Consider the following 24,548-nt stretch of genomic DNA (forward strand, 5'->3'; position numbering starts at 1 on the left):
TCATGGACTTCGCGTTCGACGAGACCACGACGGACTACCACGCGCGGCTCAGCGACTTCCTGGACACGCACGTCCATCCGGCCGAGGCCGCGTACGAGGCGCATCCGGCCGGCGACTGGAGCCCGCCACCGATCCTGGCGGAGTTGCAGGCCGAGGCCCGGTCGCGCGGCCTGTGGAACCTGTTCCTGCCCGGCGAGCACGGCGCCGGCCTGACGAACCTGCAGTACGCGCCGCTCGCCGAGCTGACCGGCCGCAGCCCCGCGCTCGCGCCGGCCGCGCTCAACTGCGCCGCGCCGGACACCGGCAACATGGAGCTGCTCGCCGAGTTCGGCACGCCCGCGCAGCGCAAGGAGTGGCTGGAACCGCTGCTGGACGGCCGGATCCGGTCCGCGTTCGCGATGACCGAGCCGGACGTCGCCTCGTCCGACGCCACGAACATCACCACCAGCATCGTGCGGGACGGCGACGAGTACGTGATCAACGGCCGGAAGTGGTTCATCACCGGCGCGATGAATCCGGCCTGCGCGATCCTGATCGTGATGGGCAAGACCGACCCGTCCGCGGAGCGGCATCGCCAGCAGAGCCAGATCCTGGTCCCGCGGGACACCCCGGGCGTGCAGATCGTGCGCGGCATGCGGACGTTCGGCTACGACGACGGTACGCACGGCGGGCACGCTGAGATCATCTTCGACGGGGTACGCGTACCGGCGGAGAATCTGATCGGCGCCGAAGGCGACGGTTTCGCGATCTCCCAGGCGCGCCTCGGCCCCGGCCGGATCCACCACTGCATGCGGCTGATCGGCATGGCCGAGCGCGCGATCGAGCTGATGTGCCGGCGCGTGACGTCCCGGGTCGCGTTCGGCCGGCCGCTCGCGGACCAGGGCGTGGTCCAGGACTGGATCGCCGAGGCGCGCGTCCGGATCGAGCAGCTGCGGCTGCTGGTGTTCAAGACCGCCTGGCTGATGGACACCGTGGGCAACCGCGGCGCGCACACCGAGATCCAGGCCATCAAGATCGCCGCACCGTCCACGGTGGAATGGATCCTGGACAAGGCGGTGCAGGCGCACGGCGCCGGCGGCGTCAGCCAGGACACGCCGCTCGCCCAGCTCTGGGTCGCGGCCCGCACGCTGCGACTCGCGGACGGTCCCGACGAGGTGCACCGCCGTGGCCTGGCCCGGCGCGAACTGGCGAGGTGGACGGCATGAACCTGGCCCGGCTGTTCGAGTCCGCGCACGCCCGGCACGGCGACCACCCGGCGATCCACGCGGCCGGCCGCTGGCACTCGTCCGGCGAGCTGTTCGACCGCGCCGTGCGGTTCAGCGCCGGCCTGCGCGAGCTCGGCGTGAAGCCCGGCGACCGGGTGGTGGTGTTCATGGCCAACTGCCCCGAGGTGGTGATCAGCTATCACGCGATCTGGCGCGCCGGCGCGGTCGTCACGCCGATCGTGTTCCTGGTGACGCCGGCCGAGCTGCGCCACATGATCGACGACTCCGGCGCGGTCGCGGTGATCACCACGGCCGAGTTGCTGCCGAAGGTGTCGGCCGCGGTGGCCGGCCTGGACATCCCGGTCGTCGTGGACTTCGCGCCGCACGAGGAGCAGGACGGCCCGCTGATCGACCGGGGCGCCGACGAACTCGCCGCGCTGCTCTACACCGGCGGGACCACCGGGCGCAGCAAGGGTGTGGCGCTCACCCACGCGAACATCGACGCGGCCTCGGCGGCGTCCCGCGCGGTCAGCTTCGTGCCCGGGATCTCCCGGTCGGTGACCGCGCTGCCGATGTCGCACTCCTACGGCATGCTGGTCACGGTCGGCACCCAGCAGATCCCGGAGCCGGAGTCGACCGTGCTGCTGCGGTTCTTCGACGCGCCCGCGTGGCTGCGCGCGGCCGCGGAGTTCCGGGTGCAGCAGGCCGCGGTCGTACCGTCGATGATCTCGATGTTGCTGGCCGAGCCGCTGGAGAACGTCGACCTGTCGTCGCTGCGCTACCTGTTCTCCGGAGCGGCGCCGCTGCCCCGCGCGGTCGCGGACGAGTTCCGGCGGCGGGTGCCGTCCGTGCAGATCCTGGAGGGGTACGGATGCACGGAGACGGCCGGGATCCTGACGTCCACGCCGCCGGGCCGGGCCCGTCCCGGGACCGTGGGCGTGCCGGTGCCGGGCGTGTCGCTGCGGCTGGTCGACTTCGACGACTCGCCGGTGCCGCCCGGCGAGCCCGGCGAGATCGTGGCGTCCGGCCCGAACGTGATGGCCGCCTACTGGGACGGCACCCGCGACTTCACGCCGGACGGCTGGCTCCGCACCGGCGACGTCGGGACGTTCGACGACGACGGGTACCTGTCCATCATCGACCGCAAGAAGGACGTGATCATCAGGGGTGGCTACAACGTGTATCCGCGCGACGTGGAGGAGGCGCTGATCCGGCACCCCGCGGTCACCGGGTGCGCCGTCGTCGGCCGGCCGGACAACCGGCTCGGCGAGGAGGTGGTCGCCATGGTCACCGTCTCGTCCCCGGTGACCGCCGACGACCTGGTGGAATACGCCAAGACCGTGCTGTCCGCGACCAAGTACCCCAGGGAGATCCGCATCGTCGACGCGATCCCGCTGACCTCGGTCGGTAAAGTGGACCGGAAGCGTCTCCGCGCGGGGATCTCCGCACCGTCCTGATGCCGGGCGGCGCCGGGCCCGGCCGAAGGAGATCGACGACCGGTCCTGGGGCCGGTCGGGCGGTGGCGGGTCCAGGCCCCGCGTCCCGCGCCCCGGGACCGGCCGTTGCGGTCCGCCCCCGCCGACCGGACCGTCGCGCCCGCCGATGTGCGCGGCGGCCCCGCAAGCCCGGCGCGCCCGCGCCGGGAGACCTCCGGTGCCCGGCGCCGGCGACAGAATCGGTGGGACATGGCTGACTCGCACACGGCCCTGGCCGGCGGTGGAAATTCCACTCCTGGCAGAGTCGACGGCCGCACCGCCCGGGCCGAGCGCACCCGCCGCGCCATCGTCGAGGCCCACTACGCGCTGATCTCCGAGGGTGACCTCAAACCCACCGGCGAACGCATCGCCGAGCGCGCCGGCGTCTCCCTCCGCGCACTCTGGACCAACTTCAAGGACCTGGAGACGCTGTTCGCCGCCACCGACGCGCTCCTGGTCTCCCGCCAGGAGGCCGCCTGGACCGAGATCAGCCCCACGCTGCCGTTCACCACCCGGGTCGACGAGTTCTGCCGCCAGCGGGCCCGCATGCTGGAGATCGTCGCGCCGCTCGCCCGCGCCGCCACGATCAAACAGCCGTTCTCCGCCCAGCTCCGGGACAACCGCAAACGGCACATCGCCCGGGTCCGCACCGAACTCGAGGCGCTGTTCGCCCACGAACTCGCCGCCGCCGGCCCCGGCCGCACCCAGCTCCTCGACGCGCTCAGCGTCACCACCACCTGGGCCGGCTGGTCCCTGCTCCGCGACGAACTCGGCCTCTCCACCGACGAGGCCCGCGCCACCATGTCCCGTACCGTCACCGCGCTGCTGATCACGGCCATGGCCACGCTCCCGCAGTAACGGCCGGCCCCGGCCGGCCCGGGTGCGGCCAGCCCCGGTCCCGGTCGCATAGCACGGGTTCCGCACGATCTCATGACATTGATGTCTGGACATGCGTCATGTCGAAACCGATGCCGTCCCGCCCCACCCGGCGACCATCCATATGACACGGTCGACTCGCTCGAACACCGGGCGTGACGGGGGTCAACGGGGTTCTCCCGGCCGCGGGCCGCACCTGGCCCGCGGCCCCTCGCCGTGCCCTTCGCAGCTACGGGGACCACGGGAGGAAGTACGTGAGACAGAGACGATTCGCGCCGGCGGTGGCCGGCGTCATGCTGATGACGTCGGTCGTGGTGGCGCCGCAGGGCCCCGCGACGGCCGCGGCGCGACCCGACACCGGCGCCGAGCGGACCCGGCCGGCCCAGCAGGCGTCGCCCGGCGCCGGCGGTCCGGTCGCGCTCAGCACCTCGGCCACCGAGGTCGCGATGGCGGCCGGGCCGATATCCGTGCCCAAGGGCACCGGGCCCGGCCGCAACGCCACGTTGACCTCGTTCGCGCTGACCGACCGGGTGACGCTCGACGTCAACGTCGGCTCCGGCAACCTGCTGGTGCGCACCACCGACCTGACACTGCCCGGCATCGCGGAGAACGAGCTGCTCGGCTCCGTGCACAACAGCCTGTTCCTCGGCTCGGACCTGCACACCGGCTCGCTCGGGCCGGGCTGGCGCACCCGGACCGGCGTGGACGTGCGGCTGATCGAGGCGGACGACGACTCGGTCACCTACGTCGCCTCGGACGGCGTGGTGGGCCGGTTCACCAGCACCGGGTCGGGCTACACCGCGCCCGGCGAGTTCAAGGCGACACTGGCCGCGGACGGCACCGGCTGGCGGCTGACCGAGCACGAGACCGGCCGCGAGCTGTACTTCACCGCGGCCGGGCTGCTGGACCGGGTGCTGGACCGCAACGACAACGTCACCGACTACACCTACGACGGCTCCGGCCGGCTCACCGCGGTCCGGTCCGCCCGGGGCTCGGCGGCCGCGCGTGAGGTGCAGGTCAGTTACGCGAACGGCCGCATCGCGAAGATCGCGCAGACGGTCGACGGTGTGCAGGCCCGGCGGGTGGAGTACAACTACACCGCGGCCGGTGACCTGGCCGAGATCTGCTCCGGCACCGAGCGGGACGTGCGCTTCGAGTACGACACCCAGCACCGGATCACGAAGATCATCAGCGGCGTCTGGTGGAACGAGCCCGGCGCGATCACCACGCTCACGTACGACTCCGCGCACCGGGTCACCTCGGTCAGCCGGCTCTACGGCACGACGGCCACCGAGGCGGCGGTCACCCGGTTCGCCTACCCGTCGGCGAGCCAGACGCTGGTGGCGGACGCGAACACCGACCTGAGTCAGGCGGTCGCCGCGGTACCGCACACCACGTACACGCTCAACGGCGAGAAGCGCGTCACCCGGGCCGTCGACGCGGCCGGGAAGGTCCGCGAGCGCACCTACAACGTCCACCAGGACGTGCAGCGGTCCACCGACGCGCTCGGCAACGAGTCGGTCAACACGTTCGGCGCCAACGGCGGGCAGTCGCTGACCGAGTCGGCCACCGCGACCGGCGCGTCCGTGCAGTTCTCCTACGCGAACGCGGCCACGCCGACCAACCCGACCGGCGCCTACCAGCCGTCGTCGTCACAGGACGCGCAGGGCAACACGAGCACCCACGTCTACAACGGTGCCGGGAACCGGCTGTCCACCGCGGACGCGCTCGCCGCCGAGGCGAAGGTCGAGTACAACGCGGACGGCACGGTGGCGAAGACGATCGACCCGGGCAACGGCACGAACGGCACGGTCTACACCTACAACGCCGACAAGCAGCTGATCCGCGCCACGCCGCCGACCGGGAACTCGCTCGGCGTGCGGGACTACACCTACGACCGGTTCGGGCGGCTGCGCACCGCGACCGACGGGGCCGGGCGGACCACCACCTACGAGTACGACCTGGACGACCGGGTGACGAAGGTGTCGTACTCGGACGGCAGCACCGCGGTCTCCTACACCTACGACGGCGCGGGCAACGTCTACGCCCGGCAGGACGCCGACGGCTACCAGAACTTCTGGTACGACCGGCTCAACCGGCTCGTCGAGCGCGGTGCCACGCTCTGGTACGCCTACGACGCGGTCGGCAACCTGATCCAGCTCTCCGACCGGCGCGGCGACACCTTCTACACGTACGACGTGCGCAACCTGCTCACCGCGATGCAGGCCGGTGACGGCCGCTACACGTTCGGCTACGACGACGAGGGCCGGCGTACGTACACCCGGCTGAGCGTCGCGCAGGCCGGGCCGCAGTACGTCGCCGAGACCCGCAACGCCTACGACCGGTCCGGCCGGCTGGCCCGGACCACCACCACCCGCTGGCAGCGCGTGAACGGCACCGACACCGCGTCGGTCGTCCACGACGTCTCCTACTGCTACGCCAAGCGGTCCGGCACGTCCGCCTGCTCCACCGCGGCCGGCGACGACACCGGGCTGCGGCAGTGGCAGACCGACCACCACCGTGGCGGCGCGGTCACGGTCCACTCGTTCGACGGCTCCAACCGGCTGACCAGGTCCACGAACATCAACGGCCGGACGTACGACTACGGGTACGACGCCAACGGCAACCGGCAGACCGAGAAGGTCGACGGCGTGACCGTCCAGTCGCTGAGCTTCAACTCGGCCAACCAGGTCACCACCGGCGGCTTCGGCTACGACGGGGCCGGCAACCAGACCGACGGCGGCGCCGCGCAGTCCGCCACCTACAACGCCGGCGGCCAGACCCGCGCGGTGGCCGGTAGCACCCTGCACTACGCCGGGCCCGACCAGGTCGAACTCTCCTACACGCAGGGCCCGTCCGCGAAGGACCTCTGGTGGGGCCTGAAGGACCGCAACGGCCAGTCGGTGCTGCAGTTCTACCAGTCCCACGACGGGCAGTGGCGGCACATCGAGCGGGACGGGGACGGCAACGCGCTCGGCCACCGAACCGCCGACCACCACTACTTCTACGTCCTCGACGGGCTCGGCTCGGTGGTCGGGCTGATCGACGACACCGGCGCGTTGGCCGGCAGCCGCACCTACGACCCGTACGGCAAGGTCATCGCGACGGCCGGCGGCGAGACCGGCCACACCGTCCTGGGGTACGCCGCGGGACTGGTGCACGGCGACCTGACCAAGTTCGGCAAGCGCTGGTACGACGCCGGTACCGGCCGGTTCACCCAGCAGGACAGCCTCAACCTGATCGGTGACCCCGCCCAGGGCAACCGGTACGCCTACGCCGGCTGCAACCCGGTCAACTACGTCGACCCGACCGGGCAGGCGGTGTGCAGCCTGGTCATCCAGACCCTGGTGTACGGTCTGGGCGCCGCCGCGTTCGCCGCGATCGCCGCGGCCGGTGGCGGCGTGATCCTGGGCGTGGCGATCTCGGCGTCGACCGCCGGCGGGATCGCCGCCGGTCTGACCGGTGCCGGGGTCACGGCAGGATTCCTGTCGAGCATCTTCTGCGACTGAGCCGACCGGGAGCGTACGCATGAGAACCCTGTTGATCATCGGTGCCGTTCTCGGCGCCGTCGCCCTCGTCCTGCTGCTCGCCGCGCTGCGGGCGAAGGACCCGGCCGGTCGCCGCCGGCTGAACGTCATCGCGTTGGCCGTACTGCTGGTCAGCCTCGTGGTCAACGTCGTGGCCGCACTGAGCTGACGACACCGTGGGGCGGGCCCGCCGGGTCCGCCCCACCGGGCGCCACCGGCCGCGAGGACCGGCGGAGGGCTGATCACTCCGGCGGGTGAAGCGGTTCCGTTGTGGCGCGCGGACTTCCCGTACCCGTGAGGATCTGGGCTGTCGGCTTTGATCTTCGGTTTGGGGGCGGAATGTCACGAACGATGCGGGTGCTGCTGGTGGCGGCGCTGGTGGGACCCGGGCTCGCGCTGAGCGCGGGGACCGCGACGGCGGCGCCGAAGAAGCCGCCGGTTTACCGGAACTGCGCCGCGATGAACGCGGACCACCCGCACGGCGTCGCGAAGTACGGCGCGATCGACAGGGTGCGCGGCAAGACCAAGCCGGTCACCAAGTTCAAGGTCATCACCGCGATCTACCTGGCCAACACCCACCTCGACCGCGACCGCGACGGCGTCGCCTGCGAGAAGCGCTGACCGTACGGCCGGGGCACCGATCGGTGCCCCGGCCGTGCAGGCGGCAATCGTCCCCGGCGGTCCGCTACGGAGCGAGTCCCTCCTCTCGCCGGATCTGTGCGACCATCTCCTCGAAACGCGCCCGCTCGAAGTCGTCGATATCGCCCGGTTCGGTCATCAGATCGTTCAGCATGTCGGTGACGGCTTTCCGGTCCGCGATCAGCCGGGCCATGACCGTGGACAGCTGATCGTCGGTCAGCTCTGTGGCACCGGAGACCAGCGGTTTATCGATCATGCCGGCCAGCACGTCGAGCCAGACCTGGACACGTGTCTTGAGCAGTGCGGCGCGTTGCACCTCCAGATCGTGGCGGTACTGCTGCTCGATCTGCCGCTCCAGGAACGGCTGGATCTGGTCGCGGACCCGGGCGTCGAGCAGTACGCGGACCCGGGGACGGCAGCGGATCTCGGCGTCACGCCGGTCGAAGCGCCAGTCACGGAGACCGAGCGCCTCGTTCAGCGCGGTCTCGAACGGCAGCGCGTCGTGCGGTGGATGCTTCCGCGCCAGCCCGGCGGCCAACTCGGTCAGCTCCCGCCGGGCGATCGCAGTCAGGTGCGGCAGCCAGCTCCGGAGGACCGGGCGTTCCACTCCGTGCGCCGTCCACGTGTACGAGGGACGGACAAGGAAGTCGAACACCTGGCCGTGCGCGGCCACGATGATCGGCTCGGTGGACTCCTGCCGCTCGGTGATCCGTCCCGGCTCCGGCTCGGGGACCGGGTCGGGGCCGCGAACCGCAGCCACGATCGCGCGCCAGAGCCTGGTGCGGAACGGCACGTGGGTTTCCGTCGTCATGGTCGGCTCCTCGGGTCAGACGGTGTCGAGCCAGTCCGGCAGGCGGCCGGCGTTCGCGAAGATTCGCGGCAGGTAGAAGCAGAGGCGTTGGTACAGGGCAGGTGTGACGGCCAGCCTGCGGAGCAGTTCGAGCATCGATGCGCGGAGGGCCGGTGCCGCGTCGGCCCGGTGCATCCATTCGCCGAACAGATCCCAGGCCCGCGACGACTCCGGTCTGCCCTTCGGCGGCCGTTCCCGGGACAGCAGCGCCGACCGCCAGAGCGCGGCGACGTGCCGTGGGTCGACGTCGCCGCTGTTCAGCCGGGCCAGCATCTCGGGGCTGATGCCGTCGGACGCGGGGCGCTCCGCGAGCGCGAGCCACGCGCGTACCGCGTGCCGCCCAGCCGGCACGACCGTCCGCCACCGGCTCAGCTCGGCGACGATCGCACCGGCCGCGGCCGGCTGGTAGAGCTGATAGATCGCTTCCGCGATCACCTGGTTGTGCCGCTGCATCCGGTCCTTCGCGATCCGCCGCAGATCGGCCAGTTCCCAGCCGAGGTGCGGCTGGTGCATGCCGCCGGCGTACACGAGGACCGCGGTGTCGCGCTGACGGTTGGTGCCGTTATGGACCCATTCGCGCACCTTCTCGCGGACCTGCGTGCCCACCTCGCCGCCACGATCCGCCACCGCGGTCGCGAGGGCGGCCGCCTCGCGCACGGACGGCCGGGGCGACTGCGCCCAGCCGTCGATCAGCTCCTCGTACACCTGCTCGAACTCGTGGTGCGCGAGCAGCCCGGCGATCTCCGCGCTCGCCCGCCGCGCGGTCGCGTCACCGTCCTGGGCCAGCCTGCCCAGCCAGCGCAGCAACGCCGACCGGCTGTTGTCGAACTCGTGCCACGCCACGCTGAGGATCGCCCCACGCATGGCCGAATTGCGCAGGTGCACCCGCCGGGATGCGCCCGGATCACCGCTGCGTCCGTCGTTCCAGTCCTGCCGCAGCACGTCACCGAGCAACTCGTCCACCGGGTGCTCGAGCGCCGGACGCCCCAGGTCAGGCCGTCGAGCCTCCTCGTCGATCAGGCCGAGGAGCAGGCCGGTGGCGTTCAGGACGTAGCGGAGCGGCTGGTGCAGGAAAACGGCATAGGCGATGCGGAAGGCCCGTTCGTACTGCCCGATCCGTTGGTGACGCAGACGGTCCGCGGCCTCCCCGGGCAGCAGAATGGAGATCGCCCGGCTTCGTAGTTGCGGTGGCGTGGTCGCCAGCGACCGCTGCATGGCTTGCTCGTCGGTGGGCAGGTGACGCGCCACGGTCGCTGCGATCGCGACGATGTCGGCGGGCCGGTACTGATCGGCGAGCGCCTTCCGCAGGTTCGACATCCCCAGGCAGTCGCGGACGTACCTGCTGCGGCAGCCGTCCGCCCCGCAGGCGTCCCGGCACTCGGCGCCGTCGACCCGGCGCAGCAGGTGGCAGAGATGCCGCTCGAACACGTCCGCCGGGTCCGGCCGCTCGTGCCGTACCTCGGCCCCCGCCTCCGTGGCCCGGTGGGCATTCAGATCGCGGATCAGCACCAGACTCGCCTTGCGCTGCCGAAAACGTTCTTCCAGGAGGCGCGCGAGTCGTGCACCGTCCCCGCCTGGCAGTCGCAGGATGTGCCCGGCGCCCTCGACCGGCACGGTCTTGTCGGCACAGAGGCTCTCCGGATCGACCCTCGCCGGCAGGAAGATCTCCCGGATGCTGTCCTCGCCGTGGCGCCGTGCCAGCAGGACCCGGGCCGTCGTGAAACGGCCGGTGCCCGGAGCTCCGGTCAGGCAGACCACGTGGCGCTGCCCGAGGAGTTCGTCGAGGTCCCGGTCGGACGGCGCGGGCGCGTAGACCCGCTGCAGGTCGTCGAGGCCGGTGATCAGACCGGCCTGTGGTCCCGGCTTGTCGTCCGTACCGATGTAGATCTGGGCATTGGCCGCCGAACTGTGGTCCCCGATGACGGTGGCACCGGTCGACGTGACCGAGTAGTAGAGCTCCTCGTCCACGTTCGGGCCGACCCGGAACGAGTTACGGGTGAACCCTTCGCGGACGATCCCGTCCTGCTCTTCCTTGCCGCTCCCGCTCGGCCGCGGCTCACCGCTGGTCCCGGGCCCGCCGGTGCCCGCCTGTGCGCCGCCCGCGGCACTGTTCCCGGGTTCGGGCGCCTGTTCCGATTTCGTCCGGGCGGCGTCGTCATCGGTCATCGAATCTGCCCGTCTGACGGTTCGACACGGTGTTGCCGTCACCCAGCGCAAGCGCGCCGCTGTTATGGATGTGGCGGTACCCGTCCGGGGACGACCGGCCGGCGGGCCGATCGTCCCCGGCGGTCCGGTCCGGTCGCGGGCCGGGAAGCGTGGCGTCCTCGTCCGGGACATGGATCCAGGCGGGCTCGGTGAAGCCCTTCCCGGGAACGTCCGCCACCACTCGAGCGAACCGATCCGGCCGTGCGTCGTGGTAGTGGCGGACGATGTCCTCGAACAGCCGGTCCGAGATGATCAGTACGACGTTCGCATGTGGGAACCGCCGCAGCGCGGCCCTGGCGGGTTCCGCATCCCGAAGACGGCAGACGGTGACGGCGGCGGCTCCGGCGGCCCCGGTCGCACCGTCGAGGTGGACGATGCCCTCGTGCATGGCGAGCCGCAACCGCACCCGGGCCTCCTCCGTCAAGCCCCGGTTGTGCTCACGGAGCAGCCGGTCGAGCGTGGCGGTGAGCCGGGTGACGATCCGGATCTCGTTGGTGCCCTCGGGCAGGACGGCCAGTTCACCGTCGCCCTGCGGCTGGGTCCACCAGGCGGAGCGATCGAAACCCAGGTCGTCGGCGGCCGAGGCCAGGATCTTCTGCAGGTCAGCCTGCGCGCGGAACTGTAGGACGTTGTCCCGTCGGCTGTAGTTCTCCATGTCGACGGCGACCAGAAGTCGTCGGACGGGCAGATCGTACGTGGACACGCTGCGCACTCCCCTCAGGCGGCGGTGCCCGATGTGACGGACAAGCCATCCTGAACGGCGGTGCGAGCGGAGATGTCCTAAAAGTAGGGCATCTCCGCGGTTGAGGCGGTGGTGCCGGCGGAACGGCACCACCGCGAACCGGAACTCATGGGGCGATCGCCCGGCCGGCCGGATGCGTACGGTGTGCACCGCCGGGTGCCGTGAGGAAGTCCACGACGGACGCTGCGAACGTGGGGTCGCGGACCGCGCCGAGGTGGTCGCCCGGGACCTGGTGGAACCGGGCGCGCGGGATGGCGGCGGCGAGCACCTCCGGGCGGGCCGCGAACGGGTCGTCCCGTCCGGTCAGGACCAGCGTCTCCGCGGTGATCTCGCGAAGCGGGATCGGGGCGTGGTGGGCGGCGGTGATCTGGGCGGCCAGCGCGCGGCGGTCCGCGCCGGCCGCGTCCGCCAGCGTGCGGAACGCCAGCGCCGGTGAGGTGGCGACCGTGGCCGGGTTGTCGGCCAGCAGCACCGCGATCACCTCGCTCCGGGGCAGCACGCCGGAGTCGACGCCGCCCTGCTCGGCCAGGCTGGCGGCCACGCCGCCGATCACCAGGCGGCGGACCCGGCGGTCGGTGACGGCGGTGATCGCGGCGACCACGCCACCCATCGAGTAGCCGACCAGGTCGGCCTCGGCCGCGCCGAGCCGGTCGAGCAGCGCGGTCAGGTCCCGGGCCATGGTCGCCTCGCCGTACCGCGCGGGGTCCGTGGGTTTGTCCGAGGCGCCGTGGCCGCGTGCGTCCGGCGCGACCACGTGCCGGCCGGCCGACGCCAGGGCGTCGACGATCCCGGGCAGGACCCAGTTGGTACGCGCGTCGACCGCGAAACCGTGGTGGAGGATCACCGGCGGGGCCGCGGTCGGCCGTCCCCACTCCTGATAGCTGATCCGTACGCCGTCGAAGGAGGTGAATCTCTGCGCCATGGCCCCAGTATCAGCACCGTGAGTGTGTTTTGTCATCGGTGGAATCGCCCGGGCCTTCCCAACCGCGTTACTTCTGCGTAACACTGTCCCGATGGATGATGCATTGTCGGTGCAGATATCCAGGGTGGGCCGCCCCGATCTGCGCGACGCGCTGGCGTCACTCGTATCGTCGGTCATCGATCGCACGGGCGGTGACCCGGCGGCGGTGCGCGCGCTCGCGGCCGCCCTCGTCCCGAAGCCGGCCGCTCGCGTCCCGGCGGCACCGCTCCCGCCGGCCCGTCCCGCCTCCGGCCCCGCCGCGGGGGACTCCGCCGGCGCGGACCCGGTCGGTGCGGGTCTGCCCGGCGCGGACCCGGCCGGTGTGGGGCCGGGTGGCGCGGGCTCGGACGGTGCGAGGCCGGCGGAGGCGGGGTCGGCGGAGGTGCGGGAGATATGGGCCGTCGATCCCGACGTGGCGCTGTCCGGCCTGCTGGCGGCCGCGGACTCGCTGGCCGGGCCGGCACGGGCGGACGCGCTGGTCCGCGCGGGGGAGGCGATCTGCTTCCTCGGCGATCACTTCCGGTATGCGGAGGTGGTGCGCCGCGCGGCGGGTGGCCGGGCCGAGGGGGTCTCGCCGGCGCTGCTGGCGCAGATCGACGGGTTCGGCGCGCTGTTCGAGGGACGCTATCCGGACGCTGTGGTGGCGCTACGCCGGGTCGTTACGTTCGCCGAGGGCGTGGACGGCGGCCGGGTGGGGGTGACCGAGCTGTTGCGAGGCAGTGCGGCGGCGCTCGTGTGCGGTGACGACGACGCGGCGCTGCGGTTCGCGGCCCGCGCGGAGGCGATCGCGACAGCCGGCGGCGACATCGCCGCCGTACCCCGGGCCCTGGAGCTGAAGGGCACGGCGGAGCTCTGGCGCGGCGCCCATGACGCGGCGGTGAGCACGGCACTGGCCGGTGCCCGCGCGGCGACGGACGCGGGCCGCCCGGCCGACGCGGACAACCACCTCGCCATGCTCGCGCTGCTGGCCGCGCTGCGCGGCGACCGGGCGGCGTGCCGATGGCGCCTCGCCCAGGCCGGCACGGTGCACGTCCGGCCGGCGCGCCCCGGTGCTGCGTGGCCGGGTGCGGCTGGATTGGGTGCGGCTGGGCCGGGTGCGGCTGGGTTGGGTGCGGCCGGGTTGGGTGGGGAGCGGTCCGGGGCGGGGTGGACCGGGGCGGGGCACGGGCGGCCGCGTGCGCTGGCGCGGTGGGCGCTCGGTGTGCTGGATCTGCTGGCCGGGCGTCCGCACGAGGCGGCGGCGCGGCTCGGTGGGATCGCGGATCCGCGGACCGGCCGCGGCCACGTGCTGGTCGCCGTGATGGCCGCGCCGGACCTGGTGGAGGCGGCCGTGCTGGCCGGCGATCCGGGTGCGGCGCGGGCGGCGCTGACCGCGTTCGACCGGTGGGCGGCCAGCACCGGCGAGCCGCTGCGCCGGGCGCTCGCGGCGCGCTGTCACGCGTTGCTGGCCCGGCGGGGCAGCGCGGAGGCGGAGGCGCACTTCCGCGAGGCGCTGCGGTTGCACCTGGCCGGGGAGAGCGAGTTCCAGCGGGCGCGTACCCAGCTGCTGTTCGGTCGTGATCTGCGCCGCCGGCGGCGGCCCGGCCAGGCGCGCGAGCAGATCGGCGCCGCGCTCGACGCGTTCGTGCGGTGCGGTGCCCGGCCGTGGGCCGAGCAGGCCCGCGCCGAGCTGCGGGTGTGCGGCGGCGCCGCCCGGCCGGCCGGGGCGACCGTGCCGCTGACCGCGCAGCAGTTGCAGATCGCCCGCCTGGTCGCGGCCGGCGCGACGAACCGGGAGGTGGCCGCGCGGCTGTTCCTCAGCACCCGCACCGTCGATCACCACATGCGCAACATCTTCCATCGGCTCGGCATCAGCTCGCGCGTGGCGCTGGCCAAGATGATCACGTGACGCCGGCAAAGCGATTTGCCGCGGTGGCAAGCTGGCGGCATGGACGACGACCTCGGCAGGACGCTCGACGCGGTCGGCCCGCGCCTGCGTGCGCTGCGCAAACAGCGGGAGACCACGCTCGCCGCGCTCTCCGCCGCCACCGGCATCTCGGTCAGCACGCTGTCCCGCCTGGAGTCCGGTGACCGCCGCCCCACGCTCGAACAGTTGCTGCCGCTCGCCCGCGCCCACGGTGTGACGCTCGACGACCTGGTCGGCGCGCCGCAGACCGGTGACCCGCGCATCCACCTCCGTCCCGCCACCATGAACGGGATGACCGTCATCCCGCTGACGAAGCGCGCCGGCGGCATCCAGGCCTTCAAGATGGTCATCGGTCCCGGTGACGGCCGGCGCGCCCCCGAACTGCAGACGCACGAGGGCTACGAGTGGCTGTACGTCCTCAACGGCCGGCTCCGCACCGTCCTCGGCGACCACGACCTGATCCTGGAGCCGGGTGAGGCCGCGGAGTTCGACACCCGGGTCCCGCACTGGTTCGGCGCCGCCGACACCGAACCCGTCGAGTTCCTCAGTCTCTTCGGCACCCAGGGCGAGCGCGCGCACCTCCGCGCCCGCCCGCGATCCCACTGACCGTTTCGGCTCAGTGTCCTCGCGGCGCGACCGAACGCGGTGGGTGAGTGGCGTGTCCGGCGAGGGGCGGGGGCGGGATGAGGCGGTGGGGTCTGCGAGGCATCCTGGCGGCGGCCGGTGCCGCCGTGGTGCTGGGTGCGGTGACGGCTCCGCCGGCGCCCGGCACGGCCACGCCCCGCAGCGGCGGATCCGACAGCGGCGGATCTGACGGAAGCTGATCCGACGGCGGACGAGTGCGAGCCCGGCGGTTTACCCAGGTTCGGTGCGCTGGTTCATCTCGGCGATCACGGACGGCCGGGCCCGGGCGTCGCGGGGCCGGGGTCGGTGGAGGCGGCCGAGGGCCTGCGCCGGCTGCCCGCGGCGCCGCCGAAGGCCGGGGTGACCTGGGCCGAGCCGGGGCCGCGGGTCGACGAGATCGACGCCGAGGGCTGGGCGCGGATCCGAAGGGCTCTTCCCACCTCCACGGTCGTCTGCGACTTCATCGGCGAGTCGCGGGTCGTCGTGGTGGTCCGGCACGGCCGGGCCGAGTCGGCCTCCTGAGACCTGCTGCCGAAGGCCCGCGGTGGCTGGCTGACGAACGGCCTGGACGTCGACGGCGTCACCGTGGGGCGCTGAGGAGCGACCGGCGCCGGGTCACGGCATGCTTCCCGGCGGCCCGGCGGCCCGGCGACCGGCGCGGGTGGTGGGTCGGCCGCCGGGTGCGGGTCGTGGGTCGGCGGCCGGGTGTGGGTGGTGGGTCGGCGGCCGGGTGCTGGCTGGCGGCCGGGTGCGGGTGGTGGGTCAGCGGCCGGGTGCGCGTGGTGGGCCGGCCGCGGGCGGGGGATCGCCGGGACCGACGCGGTGGTGGGGGACGAAACGCCAGAGCGTGGTGACCGCGGCGACGCCGACGGCGGCCATCGTCAGGACCGCGGCGGGCAGCGAGAACGCCGCGATGATCCCGCTGATCAGCAGCGGGCCGCCGCCGTTGCCGAGGTCGGCGCAGAGGCGCCAGGCGCCGAGGAACTGGGCGCGGCCGGCGGCGGGGGAGGCGTCGGCGCCGAGCGTCATGACGACGCCGGCGGAGAGGCCGTTGCCGAGGCCCATCAGCACGCCGACCATGGTCAGCGAGATCGGGCCGGAGGCGAGCGGGAGCAGCGCGTGCGCGACCGCGAGGACCGACATGGACGGCAGCGCGACGGCGCGGCGGCCGAACCGGTCCATGATGGCGCCGCCGGGGTAGAAGAGCAACATGTCGACGCCGCCGGAGATGCCGAAGATGACCGCGAGCGCGGTGGGGGACAGGCCGAGGTGGGTGCCCCACAGCGGGATCACGGTCTGCCGGGACACGCGCATCACGGAGATCATCAGGGCGCCCGCGCCGACCGTGCCGAGCACCCGGCGGTGTTCCCGGACGACGTCCCGGAGGCGGGTCGGCGGGGTGGACCCGCGCCGGTCGTGGGCGATCGGGGGCAGCGTCATCAGCAGCGAGCCGGCCAGCAGCGCGCAGATCACGTAGACCCAGTACGCGCCGGCCGTACCCAGGAAGACCATCACGGCGGCGGACGCGAACGGGCCGGCGAACGCGCCTATCCGGCTGACGCCGCCGAGGGTGGAGAGCGCGCGGGCGCGCATCTCGACCGGGACCGCCTCCGCCATGTACGCCTGGCGGGCGACGCCCCACAGCGCGGCGGCCAGGCCGATCACGAACACGGCCGCGCCGAGCGCCCAGACCGCGGGTGCGGCGATCGCGACCAGGAGCGCGGGTACGAGAAGTACGGTGGCGAGGAGCATGGCGGCGCGTTCACCGAACCGGGTGATCAGGGAGCCGGACGGCAGCGCGCCGGCCACCTGCCCGAGCCCGATCAGGCCGACCATCAGCCCGCCGACGCTCAGGGACGCGCCGAGTTCCACCGCGCTGACCGCGACGACGGGCAGGATGGAGGCGTGCCCGATCGAGTAGACGGTGGCCGGGAGGTAGACCGTGAGCCCGAGTTGCCGGAGCGAGAATCCGGTGCTGTCCTCAAGATCACCCATGTATGTAACCTATCCGGCTCCCGCGATCCGGTCTCTTTGGGAAGACTTGAACCGGATCCGCCCCGGCGCACGTGACAGTGGGGGTGTCTGTCAGTGATCATGCCCGGCCCGGTCCGGCGAGAAACCGGACCGACAGAATGTTCGTGTGTTCCGTGTCAACCGTGGAGGTCTTGATGACTGACGAACTGCCGGCCCCGGAAACCGCTTTCCCCGAGGATCACCGCCGTGCCCCCGCCGGCGTCCTGGTGATCTTCGGTGCGTCCGGTGACCTGACCGCCCGCAAGCTCGGCCCCGCGGTCGAGAACCTGGCGCGCCACAAGCGGCTGCCGGCGCAGTTCGCGGTGGTCGGCGTGGCCCGCTCGCAGATGTCCGACGAGGATTTCCGCACCCGGATGACCGGCGGGCAGTCGGTGTTCCCGGACCTCAACGACGGCTTCCGGTACGTCGCCGGTGGTTACGACGACCCGGACACGTACCGTCGGCTCCGGGAACTGCTGGACCAGCTGGACGTGGAGCGCGGCACGGCCGGCAACCGCGCGTTCTACCTGGCCACGCCGCCGGAGGCGTTCCCGCACGTGGTGAACGGGCTCAAGGACGCGGGCCTGAACGAGCCGCGGCCGGGCGCGTTCTCCCGCATCATGATCGAGAAGCCGTACGGGCACGACCTGGAGTCGGCCCGCGAGCTCGACGGCACCGTGCACAGCGCGTTCGACGAGTCCCAGGTCTTCCGGATCGACCACTACCTGGGCAAGGACACGGTCCAGAACCTGCTGGCGCTGCGCTTCGCCAACGCGATCTTCGAGCCGATCTGGAACCGCACCTGGGTCGACCACGTGCAGATCACCGTGGCGGAGACGCTCGGCGTCGGCACCCGCGGCAGCTTCTACGAGACGGCCGGCGCGACCCGTGACATCCTGCAGAACCACGTGCTCCAGGTGCTCGCGCTCGCGCTGATGGAGCCGCCGTCCTCGTTCGAGGCGGAGAACGTGCGCAACGAGAAGGTCAAGCTGCTGCAGGCGATCCGGCTGCCCACGAACCGGGACATCTCCCGGATCGCGGTGCGCGGCCAGTACACCCGGGGCGGCACCGAGCAGGACCTGATGCCCGGCTACCGGGACGAGAAGGGCGTCAACCCGCTCAGCCGTACGGAGACGTTCGCCGCGCTGCGCCTGGACGTCGACAACTGGCGGTGGGCCGGCGTGCCGTTCTACATCCGCACCGGCAAGCGCCTGCCGAAGCGCGTCACCGAGGTCATGCTCCAGTTCCAGCGGCCGCCGCACCTGCCGATCCCGGTCGGCCAGGCCAAGGACCTCGCCCCGGACGCGCTGATCCTGCGCATCCAGCCGGACGAGGGCATCACGCTCCGCTTCGGCGCCAAGGTGCCGGGCCACGACTTCCGGGTCCGGTCCGCGACCATGGACTTCTCCTACGGCAGCTCGTTCCGCGAGGAGTCGCCGGAGGCGTACGAGCGGCTGCTGCTCGACGCGCTCAAGGGCGACCCGACGCTGTTCATCCGCTCGGACGAGGTCGAGCAGTGCTGGCGGATCGTCGACCCGATCCTGCAGACGTGGGCCGCGGACCGCACGCCGGTCCCGCTCTACGAGGCGGCGTCCTGGGGCCCGGCCGAGGCCGACCGGCTGCTCGAGCGCGACGGCCGGGCCTGGCACAACAGCTGATGTCCGACAGGGGCGCACCCGCTCGCCGGGGGTGCGCCTCTATGGACGGACATGGTTCTATGTGGGCCATGTTCGACACGCTGCGCACCAACCCGATATTCCTCGACTTCGCCGAGCGCGCCGGCTGGTCCGCGGGGCAGGTCTTCTTCGCCACGCTGCTGGCCGGCGGCACCGCCACCTCGGTCGCGGATCTGCCGTGGACCTACGCGATCACCGTCTCGCTCAGCGCCGCGCTCGCGTCCGTGCTGCTCACCGCGTTGCAGTACCTCGGCAGGGCGACCAATCTGTCGTTCTGGCCGGACGTGTTCGTCCGCCTCGCCAAGACGTTCCTCTCCTCGCTGCTCGCCTCGATCACCGCGGCCGGCGTCTTCAACGTGGTCGAGTTCGACTGGACGACCGCGCTCAACGTTGCAGTGGTGACCACGATCGCGGCGCTCGGTAAGAGCCTGCTCGCCCGGGAGAAGCCCGCGGCCGACGTCCCGGCCGGCGGCACCGAGTCGGCCGGCGTCCCGGCCCGGGTCACCAGCCCCTCTACGCTCTCGCCCGAGGTCTACCGCAGGGCCGTCGCCCGGAGGTGACGCCGCTCCCACCGGGAACGATTCCCTTCGTACCGTGGCCGCACTTCCCGGATCATGAGGGGCTGACGATCCAGGAAGAGTGGGTGGGGCATGACCGGGCTGTCGCGTCGCGGGGAGGCGGTGGCGACGGTGGCGCTGGCCGCCATCGCGTTCATCATCGTCACCGGCGAGACGCTGCCGATCGGGTTGATCGCGGAGATGTCGGACGATCTCGGCGTCACCGAGAGCCGGGTCGGGCTCACCGTCAGCGCGTACGCGCTGATCGCGGCCCTGTCCGCGATCCCGCTCACCCGGTGGTCCGCGCGCTTCGACCGGCGGCACGTGCTGCTCGCCAGCGCGGCCGTGTTCGGCGTCGGTCACCTGCTCGCGGCCGCCGCGCCGGACGTGCTGGTGCTCGCGCTCGGCCGCGGGCTGGCCGCGCTGGGCCACGGCGTCTACTTCGCGGTGGCCGCGCCCGCCGCGATGCGCCTCGCCCGCCCGGAGGTGCGCGGCCGGGCCGGCGCGCGCGTGATGGTCGGTGGCTCGGTCGCGCTGGTGATCGGCACGCCGCTGGCCACGCTGCTCGGCCAGGCGACGAACTGGCGGATCGCGATGCTGGCCGTCGGCGTGGTCGCGGTCGGGCTCGGCGTGCTGGTCGCGTGGCTGATGCCGATGCTGCCCGGCGCGTCCGTGCGCGGTGCCGGCGCGAGCGTGCTGTCCACCGTGCGCCTCCCGGGCGTACTCGCGATCCAGGGGGTCGTGCTCTTCGCGGTCACCGGCCAGTTCACGCTGTACACGTTCATCGCGCCCTACGTCGAGCAGCGGTTCGGCGTGACCGGCACCGGGCTGTCGCTCCTGCTGCTGGCCTACGGTGCGGCCGCGGTGGTCGGCAGCACGCTCGCCGGCCGCGTCGCCGACGTCACCCCCGTCCCGGGGGTACGGGCGGCAGCCGCCACGTACACGGTCGCGCTCGCCGTCCTGTGGATCGCCGGCACGGTGCACGCCGGCGTCGCGGGCCTGCCGATGGTGGTGCTCTGGGGCGGCGCGTTCTCCGTGCTGAACGTGTGCGTCGCGCTCGCCGTGCTGCGCCGCGCGCCCGGCCCGCGCGCCGAGACCGCGAACGCGTTCACCGGCATCGTCTTCCAGGTCGGCATCGTCGCCGGCTCCGCGCTCGGCGCGGTGGCCAACGACGCCGGCCTGCTCGCCGCCGTCCCGCTGTTCACCGCCGCGGCCGGCGTGCTGGTCCTGGGCATCACGTTGCTCCGCGGCCAGGCGTTCGCGCCGGCCGCGGTCGAGCCGATCGAACAGCTGCGACCGGCCGGGGTAGGGGTAGACCTACCCCGGGTGTAGGCGTACGGCGGTGGTCCGCCGCGGCGCGGTTGCATAGCGTCTCCGGTCATGGACGACACCGCGCTGACCGCGCTGAGACGCCGGAACTACCTGCTCACCCCGTGGCCGTGGCGGTCGCTGCTGTACGTGGCGAGCACGCCGGTGGTCGCGCTGCTGGGGTGGCCGCTCGCGTTGCCGGTGGTGCCGCTGGTCGCGCTGCTCGTGTCGCTGACCCGGGACAGCACGGTCGAGACCGGCACCGCGATGGTCATCACCGGCGTCAGCGTCGCGTGCTGGGCCGTGCTCGCACCGCTGCTGGCGGTGCCGCTCGCCGCGCTGGAACGGCACCGGCTGCGACTGGTCCGGCCGGAGCCGACCCGCGGCGGGCACCGCGTGCCGCCGTCGACCGGGCCGTGGTCGTGGCTGGTCACCCGCTACACCGAGGCCGCGACGTGGCGCGCGGTCGCCTACGGGACGCTGCTCACCGCCGCCGCGCCGGTCTTCTACCTGTTCGCGCTCGGCTGGGTGATGTTCGCGGTCGCGTTGCTGCTCGCGCCGTTCCTGGTGTCCGAGAACGACGTGATGCACCTGGTGTTCGTGGAGGTCAGCACGCCGGCCGAGGCCTGGCCGTGGACGCCGCTCGGGCTCGCCCTGGTGGTGACCACGCCGTACGTGGTCGGCCTGACCGCGTGGGTGCACGGGCTGGTCGCGGCCGCGCTGCTGCACGAGCCGGCGGCCAGCGCCCGGCTGCACACCGAGCTGGTCGAGGTGTCCCGGTCCCGGGCGCGGCTGGTCGACGGGTTCGAGGCGGAACGGCGGCGGATCGAGCGTGACCTGCACGACGGCGCGCAGCAGCGGCTGGTCGGGCTCACGCTCCAGCTCGGGCTCGCGAAGCTGGACGTGCCGGACGACTCACCGGCCGCGGCCACGGTCGCGAAGGCGCACGAGGAGGCGAAGGCACTGATGGCCGAGCTGCGTGACCTGATCGCCGGCATCCACCCCCAGGTGCTCACCGACCTGGGCCTGCCCGCGGCGCTGCGCGAACTGGCGGACCGGACCGCGCTGCCCGTCACCGTGCGCAGCGACCTGGGCGAGCGGCCGGCCGCGCACGTGGAGAGCACCGCCTACTTCGTGGTCGCGGAGGCGCTGACGAACGCGGTCCGGCACGGCCACGCGAGCCAGGCGTGGGTCCGGGCGTACCGGGAGAAGGGGCAGCTGATCGTCGAGGTGACCGACGACGGGCGGGGCGGCGCACGCCCGGACCGCGGCACCGGCCTGACCGGGCTGGCCGACCGCGCCGCGACGGCCGGCGGCCGCATGCTGCTCTCCAGCCCGGCCGGTGGCCCGACCGTGGTCCGCATCGAGCTGCCCTGGGTCCGCGCCACGGAGCGTGCGGCATGACGCGGGTGGTGCTGGCCGAGGACGGGGTGCTGCTCCGGGAGGGGCTGGCCGGGCTGCTGGACCGGTTCGGGCTGCCGGTGGTCGCGGCCGTCGGCGACGCGACCGCGCTGGTCGAGGCCGTCCGGGAGCACACGCCGGACCTGGTGGTGACGGACATCCGCATGCCGCCGACGCTGACCGACGACGGGCTGCGCGCGGCGCTGGAGCTGCGCCGCGCCCGTCCCGGGCTACCGGTCGTGGCGCTCAGCCAGTACGTGGAGCGCTCCTACGCCGCCGCGTTGCTCGACTCGGACGGCGGCCGGGGCGTCGGCTACCTGCTCAAGGACCGGGTGGCGGACGTGGAGGAGTTCGTCGAGGTGCTGCGCGGCGTGGCGGCCGGCGGCACGATCATCGACCCGACCGTGGTCCGCCAGCTGCTGCAGCGCCCGCCCGAGGACCCGGTGGCCCGCCTGTCCGCCCGCGAGCGCGAGGTGCTCTCGTCGATGGCGACCGGCCTGTCGAACGCGGCGATCGCGCGGGCGCTGTTCGTCTCCGAGGCCGCGGTCGGCAAGCACGTCGGGAACATCCTGGCGAAGCTGGGCCTGCCGCCGGACGACGACTCCAACCGCCGGGTGCTCGCGGTGCTGGCGTATCTGCGCGGATCGAATCGACAGCCTTGACTTGCGCCGTGTGAGCGCTAACACTGTCTCCCGATGCCTCGCCGACACATCGATGCAACACGCCGGACACGAGCGTGTGCGCCTTGGAGGCTGCTGTGAGACGTACCGTCGCTGGATTGTTGATTGTGGTCTGTGCTCTGTTCGGGTGGTCCGTCCCCGCGTCCGCGGCCGCGCCGCCGCCCGGATCGTGGACGCGGTACACGATGACCGCGTTCACGAACAGCAGCGAGTCGAACATGTACGTGTACGAGTCGCCGGACGCGACCGGGTTCCGGCTGCTGCGCGGCCCGGCCTTCACGCCGCCGACCGGGCTGATCCGCGACCCCAGCATCATCCGGCACACCGACGGCAGGTACTGGGTCGTCTACACCACCAACTGGACCGGCAACACGATCGGCCTCGCCACCAGCACCGACCGTCTCAACTGGACGTTCGTGCGGAACGTGACGATCCCGCTGACCGTGCAGAACACCTGGGCGCCGGAGTTCTTCATCGACTCGAACGGCAGCGTGAACGTGATCGTCTCGCTCTCCACGAACGGGGCGGACTTCAAGCCGTACAAGCTGACCGCCACGAACGCCGCGCTCAGCGCGTGGTCGGCGCCGCAGGTGCTCAGCGGCATCGGGCCGAACCACATCGACACGTACGTCGTCAAGGTCGGCTCCACCTACCACGCGTTCACCAAGAACGAGACGACCAAGTTCATCGAGTACGCGACCGCGTCCTCGCTGACCGGGCCGTACACGATCTCCCGCACCGGGAACTGGGCCGGCTGGGGCGGACCGCGCGAGGGCCAGGCGCTGGTGCCGCTGGACAACGGCGGCTGGCGGATCTACTACGACGGCTACACGGTCGGGCAGTACTACTTCAGCGACTCCTACGACGGGTTCGCCTCGTGGAGCACGCCGCAGACGCTGCCCGGGCTGTCCGGGTTCGCCCGGCACTTCACGGTGCTGAAGGAGGTCGTGTCCGGCGGCGCGTCGCTGCCCGTCTCCGCGCCGCGGTCGCTGCAGTCGGTCAACTACCCCGACCGGTACGTACGGCACCGCGATCACCTCGGCTACGTGGAGCCGGTCACGTCCTCGTCGGCGGCCTCGGTCAAGCAGGACGCCACGTTCACGATCGTGCCGGGGCTGGCGGACGCGAACTGCTCCTCGTTCCGCGCGGCGAACGGGTCCTACCTGCGGCACTGGGACTACCGGCTGCGGCTGGACCCGTCCGACGGGTCGGCGACGTTCGCGAAGGACGCCACCTACTGCGCCCGACCCGGCTCGGTCACCGGGTCGGTGTCGCTGGAGTCGTACAACTATCCCGGCCGGTACATCCGGCACTACAACTACGAGCTGCGGGTCGAGCTCTACCAGGACTCGGCCACGTTCCGCGCGGACAGCTCATTCCGGGCGGTGACCGCCTGGGCCGCTTAGCGTCCGCTCGATACGCGCGGCGAGCTCCCCGTGGGCTCGCCGCGCCTGCGCGAAGGCGTAGGCGAACAGCGGCGTGGGCGCGGTGAGCGTGACGTGGCAGTCGATGCGGGTGCGGCCGTCCGGCCCGTGCTCCCGGGTGACCGTGGTGCGGTTGCGGACCGTGACGCCGGGGGACTGGCGGGCGACCGTGTCCAGCGCGGTGCCGGTCTCGCTCAGGACGTCGGCCCGGTACCTGATCCGGAACCGCAGCGGGCCCCAGCGCATCGCGTCCGTGATCGTGTAGCTGCGGATCGCGCCGGGCCGGGGCGGCCGATCGTGGTGCACCGCGACGATCAGCGGGTGCAGCTCCCCCTGCCGGGTCAGGTCGGCGAGCAGCGCCATCGCCTCGCCGGGTGTGCAGCTCGGCCGCGCCGTGTAATGGAACTCGCCCGTCCGCACACCCCGATCCTAACGCCATGATCGAGGCGTCCCGCACGTCGTCGCGGCGACGTACGGGA

General features: G+C 72.7%; 21 protein-coding genes. 15 read left to right on the forward strand and 6 right to left on the reverse strand.

Translation table 11 applies throughout. From position 1 onward, the window contains the following. Positions 1 to 2: 2 nt before the first annotated feature. From J2S44_RS33430 to J2S44_RS33455, 6 genes are all read left to right on the forward strand, one after another. Complete coding sequence (locus J2S44_RS33430; RefSeq protein WP_310422144.1) at positions 3 to 1,205, forward strand: acyl-CoA dehydrogenase family protein; 1,203 nt, start codon at positions 3 to 5, stop codon at positions 1,203 to 1,205. Further along, positions 1,202 to 2,662, forward strand: coding sequence for a class I adenylate-forming enzyme family protein (locus tag J2S44_RS33435; protein ID WP_310422147.1), 1,461 nt, complete (start codon positions 1,202 to 1,204; stop codon positions 2,660 to 2,662). Before J2S44_RS33430 ends, J2S44_RS33435 begins: the two co-directional genes overlap by 4 nt. Before the next feature lie 228 nt (positions 2,663 to 2,890). Then, positions 2,891 to 3,538, forward strand: a complete 648-nt coding sequence (locus J2S44_RS33440; protein ID WP_310422149.1) for a TetR/AcrR family transcriptional regulator — start codon at positions 2,891 to 2,893, stop codon at positions 3,536 to 3,538. 272 nt (positions 3,539 to 3,810) lie between these two features. Next, complete coding sequence (locus tag J2S44_RS33445) at positions 3,811 to 7,065, forward strand: RHS repeat-associated core domain-containing protein (RefSeq protein ID WP_310422155.1); 3,255 nt, start codon at positions 3,811 to 3,813, stop codon at positions 7,063 to 7,065. A gap of 19 nt (positions 7,066 to 7,084) precedes the next feature. After that, positions 7,085 to 7,252 (forward strand): hypothetical protein, encoded by a 168-nt coding sequence (locus J2S44_RS33450; RefSeq protein ID WP_310422158.1) that lies wholly within the window; start codon positions 7,085 to 7,087, stop codon positions 7,250 to 7,252. Positions 7,253 to 7,422: 170 nt separating this feature from the next. Continuing rightward, entirely contained in the window at positions 7,423 to 7,704 is a 282-nt protein-coding gene (locus J2S44_RS33455) for an excalibur calcium-binding domain-containing protein (protein ID WP_310422161.1), read from the forward strand. A gap of 64 nt (positions 7,705 to 7,768) precedes the next feature. On the opposite strand, the gene J2S44_RS33460 is transcribed toward J2S44_RS33455, so the two are convergent. Genes J2S44_RS33460 through J2S44_RS33475 form a run of 4 tightly spaced genes read right to left on the reverse strand, consistent with a single transcriptional unit; the run spans position 7,769 to position 12,441 of the window. Further along, positions 7,769 to 8,533, reverse strand: a complete 765-nt coding sequence (locus J2S44_RS33460) for a hypothetical protein (RefSeq protein ID WP_310422164.1) — start codon at positions 8,531 to 8,533, stop codon at positions 7,769 to 7,771. 15 nt (positions 8,534 to 8,548) lie between these two features. Next, positions 8,549 to 10,738, reverse strand: a complete 2,190-nt coding sequence (locus J2S44_RS33465) for a hypothetical protein (protein WP_310422167.1) — start codon at positions 10,736 to 10,738, stop codon at positions 8,549 to 8,551. Then, a complete protein-coding gene (locus tag J2S44_RS33470) occupies positions 10,728 to 11,669 on the reverse strand; it encodes a hypothetical protein (RefSeq protein WP_310422169.1) in 942 nt (313 codons plus the stop codon). Before J2S44_RS33470 ends, J2S44_RS33465 begins: the two co-directional genes overlap by 11 nt. Next, on the reverse strand, positions 11,626 to 12,441 hold the full coding sequence (locus J2S44_RS33475; RefSeq protein WP_310422171.1) for an alpha/beta fold hydrolase: 816 nt from the start codon (positions 12,439 to 12,441) through the stop codon (positions 11,626 to 11,628). The genes J2S44_RS33470 and J2S44_RS33475 overlap by 44 nt, the downstream gene beginning before the upstream one ends. A 91-nt stretch (positions 12,442 to 12,532) precedes the next feature. Here J2S44_RS33475 and J2S44_RS33480 point away from each other — a divergent pair, with 91 nt between their 5' ends. From J2S44_RS33480 to J2S44_RS33490, 3 genes are all read left to right on the forward strand, one after another. Further along, positions 12,533 to 14,368, forward strand: a complete 1,836-nt coding sequence (locus J2S44_RS33480; protein ID WP_310422173.1) for a LuxR C-terminal-related transcriptional regulator — start codon at positions 12,533 to 12,535, stop codon at positions 14,366 to 14,368. 39 nt (positions 14,369 to 14,407) lie between these two features. Beyond that, entirely contained in the window at positions 14,408 to 14,992 is a 585-nt protein-coding gene (locus J2S44_RS33485) for a helix-turn-helix domain-containing protein (RefSeq protein ID WP_310422176.1), read from the forward strand. A 324-nt stretch (positions 14,993 to 15,316) separates the two neighbouring features. Then, positions 15,317 to 15,532, forward strand: a complete 216-nt coding sequence (locus tag J2S44_RS33490; RefSeq protein ID WP_310422180.1) for a hypothetical protein — start codon at positions 15,317 to 15,319, stop codon at positions 15,530 to 15,532. Between the two features lie 240 nt (positions 15,533 to 15,772). Here the strand turns inward: J2S44_RS33490 and J2S44_RS33495 are convergent, their stop codons facing one another. Beyond that, positions 15,773 to 17,005, reverse strand: a complete 1,233-nt coding sequence (locus J2S44_RS33495; protein WP_310422183.1) for an MFS transporter — start codon at positions 17,003 to 17,005, stop codon at positions 15,773 to 15,775. Between the two features lie 173 nt (positions 17,006 to 17,178). Between J2S44_RS33495 and zwf the strand changes: the two genes are divergently transcribed. The 6 genes from zwf (at position 17,179) to J2S44_RS33525 (ending at position 24,051) form a co-directional block, all read left to right on the forward strand. Next, positions 17,179 to 18,681 carry a glucose-6-phosphate dehydrogenase gene (zwf, locus tag J2S44_RS33500; RefSeq protein ID WP_310422186.1) on the forward strand — a complete coding sequence of 501 codons (1,503 nt, stop codon included), beginning with the start codon at positions 17,179 to 17,181 and terminating at the stop codon, positions 18,679 to 18,681. Between the two features lie 68 nt (positions 18,682 to 18,749). Further along, the gene (locus J2S44_RS33505; protein ID WP_310422189.1) at positions 18,750 to 19,259 is read left to right on the forward strand and encodes a hypothetical protein; all 510 of its coding nucleotides are present in this window, start codon (positions 18,750 to 18,752) and stop codon (positions 19,257 to 19,259) included. Positions 19,260 to 19,349: 90 nt separating this feature from the next. Next, positions 19,350 to 20,588, forward strand: coding sequence for an MFS transporter (locus J2S44_RS33510; RefSeq protein WP_310422192.1), 1,239 nt, complete (start codon positions 19,350 to 19,352; stop codon positions 20,586 to 20,588). A gap of 48 nt (positions 20,589 to 20,636) precedes the next feature. Next, the gene (locus tag J2S44_RS33515; protein ID WP_310422195.1) at positions 20,637 to 21,968 is read left to right on the forward strand and encodes a sensor histidine kinase; all 1,332 of its coding nucleotides are present in this window, start codon (positions 20,637 to 20,639) and stop codon (positions 21,966 to 21,968) included. Further along, the gene (locus J2S44_RS33520) at positions 21,965 to 22,627 is read left to right on the forward strand and encodes a response regulator (protein ID WP_310422198.1); all 663 of its coding nucleotides are present in this window, start codon (positions 21,965 to 21,967) and stop codon (positions 22,625 to 22,627) included. The genes J2S44_RS33515 and J2S44_RS33520 overlap by 4 nt, the downstream gene beginning before the upstream one ends. Positions 22,628 to 22,752: 125 nt before the next feature. Beyond that, positions 22,753 to 24,051 carry a glycoside hydrolase family 43 protein gene (locus J2S44_RS33525; RefSeq protein WP_310430058.1) on the forward strand — a complete coding sequence of 433 codons (1,299 nt, stop codon included), beginning with the start codon at positions 22,753 to 22,755 and terminating at the stop codon, positions 24,049 to 24,051. Here the strand turns inward: J2S44_RS33525 and J2S44_RS33530 are convergent. Next, entirely contained in the window at positions 24,019 to 24,489 is a 471-nt protein-coding gene (locus J2S44_RS33530) for an SRPBCC family protein (RefSeq protein WP_310422200.1), read from the reverse strand. The two genes, J2S44_RS33525 and J2S44_RS33530, sit on opposite strands and share 33 nt — an antisense overlap. Between the last annotated feature and the right edge of the window lie 59 nt (positions 24,490 to 24,548).

It is taken from the genome of Catenuloplanes niger (assembly GCF_031458255.1).
GTDB classification, from domain to species: domain Bacteria; phylum Actinomycetota; class Actinomycetes; order Mycobacteriales; family Micromonosporaceae; genus Catenuloplanes; species Catenuloplanes niger.